The 15912-nt window shown below is 63.7% G+C and carries 20 protein-coding genes; 5 read left to right on the top strand and 15 right to left on the bottom strand.

What is annotated here, in order from left to right:
* Positions 1-45 precede the first annotated feature (45 nt).
* Positions 46-1173 carry a DNA alkylation repair protein gene (locus tag FD715_RS04745; protein ID WP_147105990.1) on the top strand — a complete coding sequence of 376 codons (1128 nt, stop codon included), beginning with the start codon at positions 46-48 and terminating at the stop codon, positions 1171-1173.
* A gap of 58 nt (positions 1174-1231) precedes the next feature.
* Here the strand turns inward: FD715_RS04745 and FD715_RS04740 are convergent, their stop codons facing one another.
* The 6 genes from FD715_RS04740 to FD715_RS04715 all read right to left on the bottom strand — a co-directional run bounded on the left by FD715_RS04740 (position 1232) and on the right by FD715_RS04715 (position 5469).
* On the bottom strand, positions 1232-1573 hold the full coding sequence (locus FD715_RS04740) for a Lin0512 family protein (RefSeq protein ID WP_147105987.1): 342 nt from the start codon (positions 1571-1573) through the stop codon (positions 1232-1234).
* Positions 1566-1913 (bottom strand): Lin0512 family protein, encoded by a 348-nt coding sequence (locus FD715_RS04735; protein WP_223274736.1) that lies wholly within the window; start codon positions 1911-1913, stop codon positions 1566-1568. The genes FD715_RS04740 and FD715_RS04735 overlap by 8 nt, the downstream gene beginning before the upstream one ends.
* Positions 1910-2998: an ABC transporter ATP-binding protein gene (locus tag FD715_RS04730; protein WP_147105984.1), complete on the bottom strand. Its 1089-nt coding sequence runs from the start codon at positions 2996-2998 to the stop codon at positions 1910-1912. The genes FD715_RS04735 and FD715_RS04730 overlap by 4 nt, the downstream gene beginning before the upstream one ends.
* Positions 2999-3034: 36 nt before the next feature.
* Positions 3035-4390, bottom strand: coding sequence for a sodium:proline symporter (locus FD715_RS04725; RefSeq protein WP_147105982.1), 1356 nt, complete (start codon positions 4388-4390; stop codon positions 3035-3037).
* Between the two features lie 103 nt (positions 4391-4493).
* Positions 4494-5165 carry a YafY family protein gene (locus FD715_RS04720; protein ID WP_147105979.1) on the bottom strand — a complete coding sequence of 224 codons (672 nt, stop codon included), beginning with the start codon at positions 5163-5165 and terminating at the stop codon, positions 4494-4496.
* A 1-nt stretch (position 5166) separates the two neighbouring features.
* Entirely contained in the window at positions 5167-5469 is a 303-nt protein-coding gene (locus FD715_RS04715) for an antibiotic biosynthesis monooxygenase (protein WP_223274735.1), read from the bottom strand.
* 212 nt (positions 5470-5681) lie between these two features.
* On the opposite strand from FD715_RS04715, the gene FD715_RS04710 reads away from it, so the two are divergent.
* From FD715_RS04710 to FD715_RS04695, 4 genes are read left to right on the top strand one after another with little or no spacing between them, the layout of a single operon-like run.
* Positions 5682-5900 carry a twin-arginine translocase TatA/TatE family subunit gene (locus FD715_RS04710; RefSeq protein ID WP_039686391.1) on the top strand — a complete coding sequence of 73 codons (219 nt, stop codon included), beginning with the start codon at positions 5682-5684 and terminating at the stop codon, positions 5898-5900.
* A 5-nt stretch (positions 5901-5905) separates the two neighbouring features.
* The gene (gene tatB / locus FD715_RS04705; RefSeq protein WP_147105971.1) at positions 5906-6370 is read left to right on the top strand and encodes a Sec-independent protein translocase protein TatB; all 465 of its coding nucleotides are present in this window, start codon (positions 5906-5908) and stop codon (positions 6368-6370) included.
* On the top strand, positions 6371-7297 hold the full coding sequence (locus FD715_RS04700; RefSeq protein ID WP_147105968.1) for a twin-arginine translocase subunit TatC: 927 nt from the start codon (positions 6371-6373) through the stop codon (positions 7295-7297).
* Positions 7294-8136: an ATP-binding protein gene (locus tag FD715_RS04695; protein WP_147105965.1), complete on the top strand. Its 843-nt coding sequence runs from the start codon at positions 7294-7296 to the stop codon at positions 8134-8136. Before FD715_RS04700 ends, FD715_RS04695 begins: the two co-directional genes overlap by 4 nt.
* On the opposite strand, the gene FD715_RS04690 is transcribed toward FD715_RS04695, so the two are convergent.
* From FD715_RS04690 to FD715_RS04650, 9 genes are all read right to left on the bottom strand, one after another.
* Positions 8133-9173 (bottom strand): Hint domain-containing protein, encoded by a 1041-nt coding sequence (locus tag FD715_RS04690; RefSeq protein WP_147105962.1) that lies wholly within the window; start codon positions 9171-9173, stop codon positions 8133-8135. The genes FD715_RS04695 and FD715_RS04690 overlap by 4 nt on opposite strands.
* Before the next feature lie 158 nt (positions 9174-9331).
* Entirely contained in the window at positions 9332-10522 is a 1191-nt protein-coding gene (locus tag FD715_RS04685; RefSeq protein ID WP_147105959.1) for a peptidoglycan DD-metalloendopeptidase family protein, read from the bottom strand.
* A gap of 69 nt (positions 10523-10591) precedes the next feature.
* Positions 10592-11239, bottom strand: a complete 648-nt coding sequence (locus tag FD715_RS04680) for a protein-L-isoaspartate(D-aspartate) O-methyltransferase (protein WP_147105955.1) — start codon at positions 11237-11239, stop codon at positions 10592-10594.
* Positions 11236-12018: a 5'/3'-nucleotidase SurE gene (gene surE, locus FD715_RS04675; protein WP_147105952.1), complete on the bottom strand. Its 783-nt coding sequence runs from the start codon at positions 12016-12018 to the stop codon at positions 11236-11238. Before surE ends, FD715_RS04680 begins: the two co-directional genes overlap by 4 nt.
* 219 nt (positions 12019-12237) lie before the next feature.
* Entirely contained in the window at positions 12238-12879 is a 642-nt protein-coding gene (locus tag FD715_RS04670) for an SDR family oxidoreductase (protein ID WP_147105949.1), read from the bottom strand.
* Positions 12880-12910: 31 nt separating this feature from the next.
* Positions 12911-13183, bottom strand: coding sequence for a pilus assembly protein PilP (locus tag FD715_RS04665; RefSeq protein WP_147105946.1), 273 nt, complete (start codon positions 13181-13183; stop codon positions 12911-12913).
* A gap of 126 nt (positions 13184-13309) precedes the next feature.
* Entirely contained in the window at positions 13310-13714 is a 405-nt protein-coding gene (locus FD715_RS04660) for a hypothetical protein (protein ID WP_147105943.1), read from the bottom strand.
* Positions 13715-13766: 52 nt separating this feature from the next.
* On the bottom strand, positions 13767-15221 hold the full coding sequence (gene purF / locus FD715_RS04655; RefSeq protein ID WP_147106715.1) for an amidophosphoribosyltransferase: 1455 nt from the start codon (positions 15219-15221) through the stop codon (positions 13767-13769).
* Positions 15222-15337: 116 nt separating this feature from the next.
* Positions 15338-15898, bottom strand: coding sequence for a hypothetical protein (locus FD715_RS04650; protein WP_147105939.1), 561 nt, complete (start codon positions 15896-15898; stop codon positions 15338-15340).
* Positions 15899-15912 lie beyond the last annotated feature (14 nt).

The following is a 15912-nucleotide window of genomic DNA, read 5'->3' as shown; positions in this document are numbered from 1 at the left end:
GTGTAAGCCTCTGTCTGTAGACAGCGGTCGGTTAAGGATAAGAGCATGGCCAAGGCGCAGCCGACGTTTTCTTTGAAAGATCAGCTCTTTAATGCGGAGAGCCTTGGCGATCTGGCGGATGAGTTTGCGGCGGGCGTTCCGGGGTTTGACCGGGATGCGTTTCACGCGGCGGCGCTGTCGGGGATTGCCGAGCGGTCCTTGATGGAATGTCTGGACTGGTTTGCCGATTGTCTGGAGCCGCATCTGGCGTCTGATTTTCCGACCATGGCGGACCAGTTGGAGGCGGCAATGCCGCAGCGGTTGGATCCGACCCTGTGCGATGATGATTTTGGTCGGTTTATCCATGCGGTGCCGGGCGTGTTGGCTGTGCGGCATGGGCTAGAGGCGCATTGGGATCGGGCGCTTGACCTGATCTACGAAGCGACGCAGCGGTTTTCGATGGAGTTTTACATCCGTGCGTTTCTGAACCGGTGGCCGGAGCAGACACTTGCCCGGCTGGAGGCTTGGGCGGGGGACGAAAATTACCACGTGCGGCGGCTGGTGAGCGAGGGCACGCGGCCCAAGTTGCCCTGGGCGCGGAAGGTGGAATTGACGCTGGACCAGACCTTGCCCTTGCTGGACCGGCTGCAGGCGGATGGGACGCGGTTTGTGACGCGGTCGGTGGCCAATCACCTCAATGACGTGGCGAAGACGGAGCCTGACGCGGTGCTGGGCCGGTTGGACGCGTGGGAGAAGGACGGTTCGCAGGACGCCAAGGAGCGGGCGTGGATGCAGCGTCACGCTTTACGCACGTTGGTGAAGGATGGGCATTCGGGGGCTATGGCGATGCTGGGGTATCGCGGGGATGCGCCGGTGGGTGTGTCATTGGACATTGCCACGCCGAAGGTCGCTTTGGGTGATGCGCTGGAGTTTTCGGTGACGCTTGACGCGGAGGCGGCGTTGCCGGTGCTGGTGGATTATCGCATCCGTTTTGCCCGCCCGAACGGGAAGAGCGGTGAGAAGGTGTTCAAGCTGAAGGTGGCGGAGGTGAAGCCGGGCAAGCCGCTGGTGCTGAAGAAGGTGCACAAGCTGAAGGCCAATGCGACGACGTTTGAGCTGCATCCCGGTACGCATGGGCTGGTTGTGCAGGTGAACGGTGTGGACCGCGCGGAGGCGTCGTTCGAGATTGTGTGAGGTCGGGCGGGTGCTCTGTTTTGCGCTTGTGCGCAAAAGGCGCCCACCCGCCGACCCTTTAGTCCGTGCGCGTCGGTAGGAAGACTTCGATTGCTGCCACGGCCATGAGGGCTACATCGCCTGCAACCGGGACGTCGAGGCCGCCTTTTTCAGCGATGACCTCAACCGTGCCGTAGGGCAGGAGGGCTGCGATGGCGTGCGTGTCCACGTTCTCGGGCCGTGGGGTTGCGACGTGAACAACCACGCGCATCGTGTTCCGATCCACGTCGAGCGTGCCGACGATCGGCAGGGACGCCCCTTGGAGCGCCTGTTCGACGGCGCGGCGCGCGGCCTTGGTGTCGTCGCGCCCATGCAGGTCCACGCCTTGGGCCATTTCGATGATGAGCCGTTGTTCAGGCATTTGGCACCTCCACCGACACGATCAGCGCGGCCTGGGCCATCACTGTTGAGTTGCCGCTGCCTTCGGGGCGGGCGACGTCGAGGCCGCCTTCGGTTACGGTGAAAGACGTCTCGCCGTAGGGGAAGACCTCGGCCAGCACTGAGGTGTCCACGAGGTCCGGGCGGGCGCAGCCGATATGGACGTCGATCACCATATCCTCTTTGCCGACGCCCATATATTCGGCGAGGTTGATCGAGTTGCGCCAGAGTGCTGCGCGGACGGCGCGGGCCGCGGCCTCCGTATAGCTGCCACGGCGGAGCGAGGTGCCGAGGCCAAATTCAACGATCATCGGTCCGCTCATTCCGCGACCTCCTGTCTGGGGAACACATAGCATTTGTCGCGGCGTACGCGCAGCCACATCACCGTTTGCGGCTGGGGCAGGAAGACGCCGGGGACAGTGCATTTGATCAGCGCGCCGCTGTCGTCGAGGCGGAATTCCACGAGGCTTTCATTTCCCATGAAGCGTGCGCGCACGACTTGGGCGCGGGCGGCGGTGCCCTCGGTCGCCGTGGGGGCGGGGCCGACGCCTGCGCGGTCGAAGTCGATTTTGACGTGCTGGGGGCGGAAGACGATGTCCACGAGTGTGCCGTCGGCCACGCCGGGGGCGAGGAAGGGGCCGAAGGGGGTGACGGCGAGCGCGCCATCGACCACAGCGCCGAAGCGGTTGGCGTCGGAGAAGAAGGCGACGGAGGCGCGGTCGACGGGCCGCGTGTAGACGTTGTAGGGCGCGCCTTGCTGCACGATCTGGCCGTCGCGCATGAGGGCGATTTCATCGGCCATGCGCATCGCTTCCTCGGGCTCGTGGGTGACGAGCAGGACGGCGGTGTCCTCTTCCTTTAGGATGGCGAGGGTTTCATCGCGGATGCCGTCGCGCAGGCGGTTGTCGAGGCCCGAAAAGGGTTCGTCCATCAGCATGATGCGGGGGCGCGGGGCAAGGGCGCGGGCAAGCGCGATGCGTTGCTGTTCGCCGCCCGAGAGCTGGTGCGGGAACATGTCGATGAAGCGGGACATGCGGACACGGTCGAGCATTTCCTCGACCCGGGCGCGTTTTTCGTCGCGGCTGCCTGTGAGGCCGTAGGCGATGTTGCCCTCGACACTGAGGTGGGGGAACAGGGCGAAGTCCTGGAACATCAGCCCGATTTCGCGCCGTTCGGGGGGGACGCGGAAGCGGGTGTCGCAGATGAGCGATCCGTCGACGTAGATTTCGCCGGTGTCCTGCATCTCGACCCCAGCGATCATGCGCAGGGTGGTGGATTTGCCGCATCCCGACGGGCCCAGCAGACATGTCACCTGGCCCGGCAGGATCGACAGGCTGACGCCGTCGACCACGCGCCTGCCACCAAAGCTGCGCACAAGGTTGCGAATTTCCAGCCGAGGCGTTGTCACGGCGTCCCCATTCCCGATCAAAACAGTCGGGAGGTATCAGGCCCGGCGGGCGCCCGCAAGCACTGCGGCAAAGCCTGCGACAAGAACGAACACGCAGATGATGAGGAGCTGTTCGTATTTGTGCCCTTCGGGGAGGATGGCGGCGAATGTGGGCCATGCGCGTCCGAAATATGCCAGCGCGCCCAGCATGGCGGCGGCGAAAGCTGCGAGGTAGGACCATGTGGGGATGCTGCGGCCCATGACCAGCCCGACGATCAGGACGGGGGCGAGGAACATGGACGCTGTGCCACTGACAGCGACGGCGTCGAAGAGCGTGGCGTTGCCCCAGAGGGTGAGGATTGTGCCGAGTACCATGAAGACCAGCATGACGGCTCGTCCGCCCATGAGGGTGCGGGGTGCCAGCGCCAGTTCTTCGACCACCAGTCGGGCCGACGACGAGAGGGCGGAATCGAGCGTGGAGAGGGCGGAGACCAGCAGTGACAGCATCAGGAGGGCGAAGACCCATGTTGGGAACATGCCCGCCCACGTAGTGATCAACTCGCCCTCGTATTCGGCGCCGATCAGGCTGGCCTGGATGCCGAAGAAGCCGAAGCCGATGATGCAGAGGACCGAGAGCCAGAAGGCGTGGAGGAAGGAGCGGCGCGTGGTGTCCTCGTCCGCGATGAAGCCGCGGTCCATCATCACCGGGTCGTGAGCGGGGTAGGAGAATACCTGGAGCGCTGCGACCGCCAGCAGGACCCAGCCGTTCCATGCACCGGAGGTTCCGGGGGCTGTGAGGACGGCGCCGAGCGAAAAGCCGGGGCTGAGGATGAGGAAGACAAAAGCGACGCCAAAGACGGCGAGGAAGACCAGCATTTGCACGACGTCGGTGCGCAGGGCGGCGCTGAGCCCGCCCCAGGCGGAATAGGCGAGGCCGACGATGGCGACGATGAGGATGGCGGCCGTGCCGCTGCCCTCGATCACCGCGCTGGCGATCAGGCCGACGACGAGGAGGTTGGCGAAGACCTCTGACAGCAGGCGCAGCGCGATGACGAGATTGTAGGCCGTGGTGCCGGTTGCGCCGAAGTGGTTCGACAGCCAGTCCTGCACCGATCCGGCCCCTTGGGCACGCAGGCGCGCGACGATGAAGCCGCCGGTGAGGAAACTGCCGTAGTAGGCGGCGTAAGCCAGTGTGCCCGCGATACCGTAGAAGTAGCCGAGGATGGCGGCGTTCATCAGCGACCGGGCGAAGATCCATGTGGTGACCTGGCTGAGCACCAGCACCCAGAGGCCCGGTGCCTGTCCGGCGGTGTGACCGGCATAGAACCCCTCGACCGTGGCGCGGCGGGGGGCGGCGAGCACGCTGGCGCCGATCAGAACGACGAACAAAGCGACGAGGGCGGCAGGGGTCATGGCGGGCCTTTCAGTTCGGGGGTTTCGTGAGGGTTAGCAGGCGGTTGGGCGGGCTGCCACCCGGCCTGACAGCTTTGTGAACCGTGCGGTTCCTTACGCGAGGTCAGAGGTTCGGATCGTAGTCCGACAGGCGCTTGCCCGGTTCGTCCACGAACATCTCGGGCAGGGCCTCGGCGCTTTGGATCAGGTCAACGCGGAAGACGCGGAAATCATCGCGCAACTCGCACCATGAGGTGAGCGTCCAGACGCGGCCCCAGTATTCCATGTGGAGGGGGCGGATGGTGCGGGTGGTGATGCGGTCGCCCTTGGAATGGTAGGTGAGCTGCAGCTTTTGCTTGGCCCGGATGGCGGCGCGCAGGGTGGGCATCTGGGCAAAGCCGCGCACGGCGTCGGCAAAGGGGTAGACCGCGAATTTCCACTTGTCCGCCTCGGCCACGGTGCGTTCGGGCAGCACCGCGTCGATCTTGTCCGCCAGCGTGCGGGCGGCGGATTTGAGCGTGTCGTCGGCGGCTTCGGCCACGATGGCCATCCCGAGGTTGAGCGCTTCCAGTTCCTCGGTCGTGAGGGTGAGGGGGGGCAGGCTGATCGCCTCGGTGATCATGTAGCCCACGCCGCGCTCGCCCTGGACAGGCACGCCGGAGGCGACCAGCGTGTCCATGTCGCGGTAGATGGTGCGCACCGACACCTCGCACACCTCCGCGATGTCCTGCGCTTTGTGCAATTTGCCGTCGCGCAGGATCTGGATGATGTCAAAGAGGCGGTCGGTGCGGCGCATTCTACCCTTTTTGCATGTGCACGGTGGCGTGGCGCATGTTTGCGCTCGGCCCGTCGATCATCTTGACGAATGGTTCGGCGGCAGGGTGTTGCATGATCTGTGCCGCTGCCTTCTTTGCCGCCTCCAGCGAGGTCCAGAGGATGTGGTCGGTCCAGAGGCCGTCATCATCTACGCTGAGGTGGCGGCTGATCATGCCGCCGGTTTCCTGCAGGAACGGCTCCATATCCGCGGCGGCCTTGGCAAAGGCGTGCGGGTCGGAGCCGGGCAAGAGGCGGAAGGTGACGATTTCTGCGGTTGTGGTCATGGTTTCAATCTCCATCGGGTTGCGATGGGGTGGGTATGGCAAGGCGCTACTGACATTAACCTGTCAGTTGGGTGGGGGCCATCGGAATTTTTCTGAAAAAGTCCCGACCTCGTGATCGTGTTGGGGCGCGTTGCCCTTTTCGCAGCCGCAGCACGTCCATAGAACAGAGTGCGACAGGCGGCACTCCGTCGCCAGAGACATGGGAGAGACCAATGGGAATTGGAAATATCGGACTTCCGGGCCTGCTGCTGATCGCTGTTGTGGTGCTGGTGCTGTTTGGCCGGGGCAAAATTTCGAGCCTGATGGGTGAGGTCGGCAAGGGCATCACCAGCTTCAAGAAAGGCATCAACGAGGGCAAAGAAGAGCTGGAAGCGGCCAAGGCGGAAGAGGCCAAGGACGTGACCCCCGAGGCCGACAAAGACAAGGTGTAACGCCCATGTTTGACCTTGGCCTGGCCGAGCTGCTGATCATCGGGATCGTGGCGCTGATCGTCATTGGCCCCAAGGAGTTGCCCGTGGTGTTCCGCAATGTGGGCCGCTTTGTGGGCAAGGCCCGTGGCATGGCGCGCGAGTTTTCCACGGCCATGAACCAGGCGGCGGATGAGGCGGGCGTGAAGGATATTCAGCGCACCATCAATACCGCAGCTAACCCGGTCAAGAGCGCGATGGACGGCGTGAAGGATGCGACGAAAGACATGACGTCGTCGCTGACCAACCTCGACCCTGAGAGTGAGACGGGCAAGCTGGCGGCCGAAAAGGCTGAACGCGCTGAGAATGCACGGAAAATTCAGGCGGCAACCGCGCGTGCGCAGGCTGAGCGCAAGGCCAAGGAGGCCGCCGATGCGCTGGCCAAGGCGGAAGAGTTGGAAGCCCAGGCCCCTGCGGCCCCGAAAGAGAGCTAGATGAGCCAGACTGAAGAGTTAGACGACAGCACGGCACCGCTGATCGAACACCTGGCCGAGCTGCGCACGCGGCTGATCCGGTCGGTGATCGCGTTCATCATCGCGATCACGGTGTTCTTTATCCCTATCCAGGGCGAGTTCATCGCTGTTCACGTGCTGAACTTCCTGATGGAGCCGATTGTCGAGACGCTGCGCGACCTGGGCGATCCGTCCCCCACACTGCAATACACGTCTCCGCAGGAGTATCTGTTCACGCTGTTCCGCATCTCGATGGTGTTTGGCTTTGCGCTGGCGTTTCCTGTCATTGGCTTCCAGATGTGGCGCTTCGTGGCGCCGGGGCTGTACCGGCAGGAGAAGAACGCTTTTCTGCCGTTCCTGATTGCGTCGCCCGTGATGTTCCTGCTGGGCGCGAGCTTTGCGCAGTTCGTGGTGACGCCGCTGGCGATGGCGTTTTTTCTGGGCTTTGCCGATGTGTCGTCGGTGCTGGCGATTGTGTTTGGCGAGCCGGAGACTTTGCCTGATGGTGCTGTCATTACGCCGGAGGCAAGTGAGGGGCCGACGATTACCTTCTTTGGTAAGGTGAACGAAAGCCTTGATATCACTCTGAAATTCATCATGGCTTTTGGGTTGTGCTTTCAGCTTCCGGTGTTGCTGACCCTGATGGGCAAGGCGGGGCTGGTAAGCGCAGAGGGCCTCGCCAATGTACGCAAATACGCGATGGTGGGCATTCTTGTGTTGGCCGCTGTTGTTACGCCGCCTGATGTCATCACGCAGTTGATCCTGTTCACCGTCGTTTACGGGCTCTACGAGGTGTCGATCTGGCTGGTGCGCCGGGTGGAGAACAAGCGTGAGGCAAAGCTGCGCGCCGAAGGGTACTACGACGACGAAGACGATCTGGGCGATCTGCCCGGGGGTGACGCCAAGTGATCAACGACCCTTTGGACCGCATTGCGGCGGCGTTGGAGCGTATGTCGCCCGCGCCGCTGGAGGCCCCTGATTTTTCGGCGGCCTCCGCCTTTGTCTGGCAGACCGGGCCCGACCGGTTGGAGCCTGTGCCGTTGGTGAGCCGTGTCCCGCTTGATTTGCTGCTGGGCGTGGACCGGTCGCGCGACACGCTGCTGGCAAATACCCGTCAGTTCGCGAAGGGACTGCCTGCGAACAACGCTCTGCTTTGGGGCGCACGTGGGATGGGGAAGTCCAGCCTTGTCAAAGCGATACACGGCGCACTTGAAGTTGAACATAAGGCGCTGAAGATCGTGGAACTGCACCGTGAAGACCTGCCGTCAGTCGGTCGGTTGCTCTCCGTGCTGCGCGAGGCGCCGGAGGCACGGTTCATCCTGTTCTGCGATGACCTGAGCTTTAGCCACGATGATCAGCACTATAAGTCTCTCAAGGCTGTGCTGGATGGCGGGATTGAAGGTCGGCCAGACAACGTGATCCTCTATGCCACGTCGAACCGGCGGCACCTGATGCCCCGCGACATGATCGAGAATGAGCGGGGCAGTGCCATCAACCCGTCCGAGGCGGTCGAGGAGAAGGTCTCGCTGTCCGACAGGTTCGGGCTGTGGCTGGGCTTTCACGCATGCGATCAGGACCAGTATCTGGGCATGATCCGGGGATATTGCGCGGCCTATGGGGTCGAGATTGACGACGACACGCTCTGGGCCGAGGCCATTGAATGGCAGGCCACGCGCGGGTCTCGCTCGGGCCGGGTGGCGTGGCAGTATTTCTGTGACTTGGCGGGGCGGCGCGGGGTCGCGCTTTAGGCCGCCAGAAGCTGCGCCTCGTACCCTCTGAGGCAGGGGGCGCACATCGGGCCGTAGGCGGTCAGATCGGGGAAGAGCCGTTCGATTTCGTCCCGCGCGGGATCACCGACTGCCCCCATGGCAACCGATCCGGGGTAGAGCGTTTCGCTCCAGATCCCATGCGATTGCACAACGTTGTGCCGGTCCAACAGGATGTGGTGGTAGGTCACAAGCCCGCCTGACTTGCGGTAGACACCGTCCATGCACAGCAGGTCCTTGGCCCGCACCAGCACTTCGTCCTGACCGTAAAGCAGTTCGGCCCGCCAGTCGTTCAGAAGGATGGCGTGTTGAGGAGACACGATCAGGTCGTGATCATTGCCGAGCGTGCCAGCGGTGATCACGATGGGGGCGAGGTCGCCTGAGGCGACAACCGTTGTGTGACCGGTCCAGCGGATGGGTTCGGGGCCACTCTCTGCGGTCAGGACCAGATCGCCCGCAGCCAGCGTTTCGATGGCGCGCGGGCCGTAAGGCGTGTCGATCAGCATGCCGGAGGCAAAGCATACGACAGTGGCCCCGAGGGTGCTGTGAGCCACCAGTTCGCCGTTGTCCGTGATGCCGCCAATGGTCAGGTCCGTGTCAACGGGCGGAAAGCCATCGGGGAAGATCAGGAAATAGCCGTCTTCGTCCGTCGCACCGGCATCTGCGCCGTCGTTCAGGTCATTGTCGTTGTTCAGGTCCACGTCGATGACGGCGACCTGCCATGTTGTCGTCCCGTCGGTGACAGTGAAGGTGTAATCCCAGATCACCTGCCGGTCGACGCCGTCGATGGTGACGGTCTGCTCGCCGATCTGGCCGATCCGTTCCTGGTTCTGCACCGTTTCATTGTTGGCGCCGTCGCCGTTGAAGTTCGTGGCGCCGTCATTCTCGTTCACGACGAAATAGGTGGTGTCGCCAGTGTAGCGCCATGTGCCGGAGGGGGCGAAGGCGTAGTTGTTGGCACTGCCGTTTACTGTTGTCTGAGTGCCGCGCAGCGCGCTGTAACCATAGAAAACGGGCATGTTTCCGAACCATTCCAAGCTTTTTTGTTGGATTGGTTCTGAATCTGAAACATGGCGAAGTTGCGGCTAATTTCGCTGAATTGCGGCAGAATTAAGGCAAATCTGGGGCAAATGTGGCAGCGGCAGGTGGTGAGGTCGCTGTCCCTGCGCTGGTTTTGCTATTCAAAGAACGGGTTGGGGTTCACGCTGTCGAACCCGTCGCGCACTTCGAAATGCAGATAGGCGGTGTCGGCCGTGTCCCGCAGTTTCGCAATGGATTGCCCGCGCGAGACGCTGTCGCCCTTGGCCACCGACACGTCCGCGACGTTGGCATAGACGGTCAGCAGGTTGTCAGGGTGGCGGACCACGATGATCGGCACGCCTTCGGCGCTTTGTGTGATGGCGGCTACGGTTCCATCGGCGGCGGCGCTGACGGCGCTGCCGGGTGCGGCCTGGATGTCTATGCCTTCATTCCGGCCTTTGGCATAGTCGCGGATGATGGTGCCCTGAAGCGGGAGGGCCATATCCGACGGGCGGGACGCTGCGGTTGTCTGGCCCACATCCGCCACCGGTTCTGCGGGATCCGGTGTTGCCTCTGGCGGGGTTGCGGTGTCGTCCTCTGGCAGCGGCTGGGCCGCGCTGGGGGGCAGTGGAGTGGGTGTGCCGCTGCCGGGCGTTGTCGTGTTTGTATCATTTGTTCGGCTGGGTGCTGCGGCCCGCGCGACTGGGATCAGCAGGAACTGTCCTTCGCGCACGGCAAAATCGGCGCCCAGGCCATTCCATTCGGCCAGCGACTTGACCGGCACCTGGTAGAGCCGCGCAATGGTAAAGGCCGTCTCGCCCCGTTCAACCTTGTGACGTACCGGTTCCTGGCCGGTTTGCGGCTGGGTTGTGCCGGGGGTCTGGGCCACGGGCGTCGGGGCGGCGTTGTCGATGGCGTTGCCCGCCAGCGTTGTGACGTCCACGGCGCCGGGCTGGATGGGTCCTGTGCCAATGGCGCCTGTGGCGGGCGAGGGTTCGGAGACGCGGCGGGGCAGGGCGATGACTTCACCTGCGCGCAGGGGCACGTCCGCTCCGACGCCGTTGAAGCGGGCCAGTTCGTCGGGTGTCAGGCCGACACGGGCGGCGACGTCGGCCAGCGTATCGCCACGCTCGGCCACCGCGACCTGATAGTTCGGGTAGGAGATCACGCCTCGGTCGTCCGGACGGGGCCGGTCGGCGGTCACGTTCTGCACCGAAGGTGCTGTTGAAAACCCGCCGCTCAGGCCGCGCAGATCGAAGTCCAGCGGCTCATCACAGGCGGCCAGCACCAGCAAGCCACAGGTTGCCATCATCAGGGGCGCACGGCGGCGCTGCTTTGTCGGGGTCATCTGCGTCGTCCTCTGCCGGGCCTCTCGTGGGTGGAGGCCTTGTCGGTTCGGCATTAATTTACACCAGTTTCAGTCTTTGCCCAAGCCTTCAAGCAAAGGAACAAAGCGCACATCGCGCAATTCGTCATATTCGAGGCCCGTTGCCGTCTTGTGGACACGGATCAGGCTTTGCACGGCGTCCGATTGACCCACGGGCAGGACCATGATCCCCCCTTCCTTGAGTTGGGCCAGAAGGGGGCCGGGCGGGTCCTCCGCGGCGGCGGTCACGAGGATGCGGTCAAACGGGGCCTGATCGGCCAACCCGTGCGAGCCGTCGGCGGTGATCGCTGTGATCGTATGCAGGTTCAACTCGTCAAAGATGTCGCGCGCCTCGCGCACCAGCCGCCGGTGCCGGTCGATGGTGTAGACCCGGCGCGCGAGCTTGGCGAGGATGGCGGCCTGGTAGCCGGACCCGGTCCCGATCTCGAGCACCTTGTCGCGCGGTGTGACGTTCAGCGCCTGCGTCATCAGCCCCACGACCGAGGGTTGGCTGATCGTTTGGCCACAGGCGATGGGCAGGGGCATATCCTCGTAGGCCCGTTCGGCAAAAAGCCCGCGGACAAAGGGGCCGCGGTCGATCTCTTCCATTGCGCCCAGCACCCGTGCGTCTGTGACCCCTTTGGATCGCAGGGCATAGAGGAACTGCATTTTGCGCGTGGCGAGATCGTCTTCGGTCATGTGGCGATGGATCCGAGCGTATCCAGCATGTCATGGGCCGTCAGGTCCGCGCGCATCGGGGTGACCGAGATGTAGCCGTCGAGGTTGACCGCCGCATCCGTGTCCGGTGCCGTCGGCACTTGCTGGTCGCCGCCCCGGATCCAGAGGAAGTAACGGCCGTTGGGTGATTGCATCTGTTCGGTGTGAAAGCCGACGCCGGGGCGCAGGCCTTGCGGTACGATCTTGGTGCCTTTGACCGAAGCAGCAGCCACAGGGGGGATGTTGACGTTGTAGAACAGCTGGTAGCCGGGTTGTACTTGCGGCGTGGCGGCGACAATCCGCTCAATCAGCGCCTTGCAATGGGTGGCCGAGGCTTCGAACGGGTCGTCAAGGGCGCGGTTTTCGGGGCCGAAATACTGCGACAGCGCGATGGAGAGCACGCCCTGCAGCGCCCCTTCGATAGCGGCACCGAGCGTGCCGGAGTAGAGCGCGTTTTCCGCCGAGTTGTTGCCGCGGTTCACGCCCGACAGGATCATATCGGGCGGACCATCAAGCACTTGGTGCAGCCCGGCCAGCACGCAATCCGCAGGTGAGCCTTCCACCGTGAAGCGGTTTGGTCCGATCTGCTGGAACATGAAGGGCCGGGCGTAGTTGATGCAGTGCGCCACACCCGATTGCTCGAAGGCGGGTGCCACTGTGGTGACCTGTCCGTCAGGTCCAGCGACCTCGGCCGCGATCCGTTCAAGCACGGCCAGCCCAGGCGCCGAGATCCCGTCGTCATTTGTGATGAGAATACGCATGTGATGCCCCTTTGCGCCTTACTATGGGCCTATGTCGCGTGGGGCAACTGCGGGAGCCTCCGGCGGGGATTTTTTTGAAACAGGGAAGGTGGACCGTCGCGCAAAGGCCGCAGTGCGGCGTTTGAGGTCCGAATGGGCGGAGCGGTGGACCGTTGCGCGGTCGCTACTCAAGGTGTGCGACGTGGCGAGACAGCGGTTGGATCACTGGAACTTGCGGTGTCAGATGCCAAGTTCTGACAGGATACGCTTTGCTTCCACCGTTGGATCGTGCAGCGCGGCGCGGTCTTCTCCGGGGTGGAAGCGTGCGCGGGTGGCGGTTGGCATCGGATTGGGGGTTGCGATGTGGACCTTTGGCCCCGTTTTGACAGTCTCGGCCTGCCAGCTTTTGGCCAATGCGATCTGAGCTGCCTTTGTAGCACCATAGGCACCGTAGAAGGGTTGTCCGCTGACGGGGTCATCCAGAAACACGGCTTGCCCATCGGTCCCGAGAAGCGGGGCGATATAGGTGATGAGCGTCGCAGTCGCGGCCACATTGCCCGCGATGGACTTTGACATATCCTTGTCCCCGATCATGTTGGCCGGGGCCAGGGGGGCTGCGTGGACGGCGCAATGCACCCACAGATCAAGGCTGCCCCAGCGGTCGAAGATGCCGCGGCACAGGGTTTGCATGGCTGCATCATTGGCGATGTCCATGGGGGCCAGCGTTGCGGCGCCGCCTGCTTCCTTGATCCGGTCGTCCAACTCTTCCAATGCGCCGGTGGTCTTGGCGACGGCGACGATGTGGTGGGTCGGGGCAAGGGCCAGCGCCATGGCGGCGCCGAGGCCGCGGGACGCTCCGGTGATCAGGGCAGTTTTGGTCATGGCCCGGTCTTGCCCTGCGCGGGCGGGGGCGTCAAGCGGCGCTGGCATCCGGCATTGGCAGTGTCAGCGTGCGTTGGCCCATCCCACCATTCAGCACGATCCTATCCTCGCCAATGGCGATGACCGTTCCCTGACGCAGGCTGTCGCCAACCTGCACCATGCGCGTCTGCCCACCGCCCGTGCGCAGCAGGGCGCGGCGGTTGCTGTCCGAGCCCGCGATGCCCAGCAATTGCAGGTTGCGCAGGGGAAGCGCCGCGCGCTGGGTCGCCAGATCAGCCGTGATGTCGTTGGTCTCTTCGCTCATGACAGGGTCCTGCGCTTTTGTCGAAGCGGGCCGCTAGCACTAGGTTCGGGCAGGGGGAACAGGGGTGGGAGGTGATGCGCAAAGCCTTGCCCATTGACCTTTGGGCAAGTGGCAGCGGGGTGCTGATCAGCGTGCGCGTTTCGCCTTGTGGTAGGTGAGTGTCAGGTGCGCGAGTTGCCATATTGCGTCTTCGTCCAGCGGAACGTGGGTTTCAAAGGCCAGCGCTCGCCGGCCGTCGTTGTGGAACTGCCCGGGAAAGCGGGTGTCCATCTGCGCGGCGAGGTCCGTTTTGCAATCGACAAAGGCCAGCAGCCGGTTCGGGGTCGAAGGCGACCAGTCCACGCGCAAGGTGGACCCAGTGCGCGCCCGCTTGGGCCGCCATGCGGGTTGGCCCCATTTGAGGCTCTCGTCCAGGGCGCCGATGTCTGCGGAGGCGGCAACGTCATGCACCAGCGCCCGGGTGCGCATGAAATGTGACTGTGCGGCTTTGGGCCAGGTTTCGACGCGGGCGAGGATGTCTGTGGGTGTCATGTCCATAGCGCCAATGTGGGTCATGGCCTTGACAGGTTTCGTCAGCAGGCGGCTATTCCGCCGCCTTCATCTCGAAACCCTTTTCGATCATGTCAGCGGGCTCGACCGGGTATTCGCCCGAGAAGCAGGCGTCACAATATTGCGGGCTGGAGGCGTCGCGGCCATTTGCTTCGCCCACGGCGCGGTAGAGGCCGTTGAGCGAGATGAACTTGAGGCTGTCGACGCCCAGATGCTCGCGCATCTCTTCCTCGCTCATGGTTGCGGCCAGCAGCTTTTCGCGTTGGGGCGTGTCGACGCCGTAGAAGCAGGGCCAGGCCGTGGGGGGCGAGGCGATGCGGAAATGGACCTCTTTCGCGCCTGCGTCGAGGATCATCTCCTTGATCTTGCGGGATGTTGTGCCGCGCACCACGCTGTCATCGACGAGGATCACGCGCTTGCCGCGGATCAGCGCCCGGTTCACGTTCAGCTTCAGGCGCACACCCATGTTGCGGATCTGCTCCGTCGGCTCGATGAAGGTGCGTCCCATATACTGGTTGCGGATGATGCCCATGGCGTAGGGAATGCCCGATTCCAGTGAATAACCGATGGCCGCCGGTGTACCGCTGTCGGGGACGGGGCAGACGAGGTCCGCTTCGACCGGGTTTTCTTTCGCCAATTCGCGCCCGATGTTTTCGCGAGTTTCATAGACCGAGCGCCCGCCAAGGATGCTGTCGGGACGGCTGAAATAGACGTGTTCGAAGATGCAGAAGCGTGACTTTTGCGGACGGAAGGGAAAGCGGCTTTCTATGCCGTTGTCGGTGATGACCACCATCTCGCCGGGTTCGATTTCACGTACAAACTCGGCCCCGATGATGTCGAGCGCGCAGGTTTCGGAGCTGAGTACATAGCCGGTGTCGAGCTTGCCCAGCACCAGTGGGCGGACCCCAAGCGCGTCGCGCACGCCGATCAGCTTGGTGCGGGTCATGGCGACGACGGAGAACGCGCCTTCGACCCGGCGTAAGGCATCTTCCATCCGTTCTGGGATATTGCGTTGGAGCGACCGCGCCATCAGGTGGATAATGCATTCACTGTCCGACGAAGACTGGAAAATCGAGCCACGCTCGATCAATTCGCGGCGCAGCGCGTCGGCATTGGTGATGTTGCCGTTGTGGGCGATGGCGGCACCACCCATGGCAAACTCGCCAAAGAAGGGCTGCACGTCGCGGATCGCGGTTTGCCCTTTGGATCCGGCGGTGGAGTAGCGGACGTGGCCGATGGACAGCGAGCCGGGCAGCGTCTCCATCACGTCCTGGCTGGTGAAGTTGTCGCGGACATAGCCAAAGCGCCGGGCGGAGTTGAAGCCGTGGTCAGGGTGGTGGGCGACGATCCCGCCCGCCTCTTGCCCCCGGTGTTGCAGCGCGTGCAGGCCGAGGGCTACGAAGTTGGCTGCATCCTTGGTCCCGAGAACCCCGAAAATCCCGCACTCTTCCTTGAGTTTGTCGTCATCAAAGGGGTGGGCTGGCGGCATATGCGCTGGCGCGGCGAGGTCGGACAAGGGGCAGCTCCGAATCCGTGAACAGGGTGTGGGCGCGGTGTACCAAGCTGGGGTGTCCCTGTCACGGAAGGATCACAAACTGCGACCCTTTACGCAGCGACCGTGTCCACTTGGCCGAATTTGCCCGCAGATGCGGCCAGCATGGCGCGGGCGTTGCCGTAATCGAGGCGCGGGAAAAAGCTGTCGCCATGAGACGGCGCTGCGTGGATCAAGAGGCCGGACTGGGCGTAGATCATCTCTTCGTCCGCGAAATGCAGCTGGGCAAGGTCGGGGGCGCGAAACAGGCTGGGCCGCACGCCGCGCCAGCCGCTGAGTGCCTTGACCGGGATCGAAACGACAGGCGCATCGCTCCAGCCTGCGGGGGCGTGCAACGCGATGTGGGCGTCGGCGGGCAGGGAGATGTCGGAACAGGTCGACAGCACGCCACCGGGAATATGAACCAAGGGTGCGGCGCGGTCGGGTTTTGTGATCGCCGTGATCTCGGCAAATCCGCCGTCAAGCGTGGCAACCGCGTCACCGGCTTGCAGCGCATCGACGCTGCGCCATCCGGCTTCGGTCTCAAGCAGCGTGTGGGCGGTCAGCGTGGCGCTGATGCGGGTGGCTGCAACAGGTGTGACGTGGGCAAAGGCGGTGTCGTGGTTCAGGAACATGGCGTATCTCCGGG

Origin of the sequence: Tateyamaria sp. syn59 (assembly GCF_007995245.1) — a bacterium.
GTDB lineage: Bacteria > Pseudomonadota > Alphaproteobacteria > Rhodobacterales > Rhodobacteraceae > Tateyamaria.
This window is presented reverse-complemented; position numbering and strand designations above follow the sequence as displayed.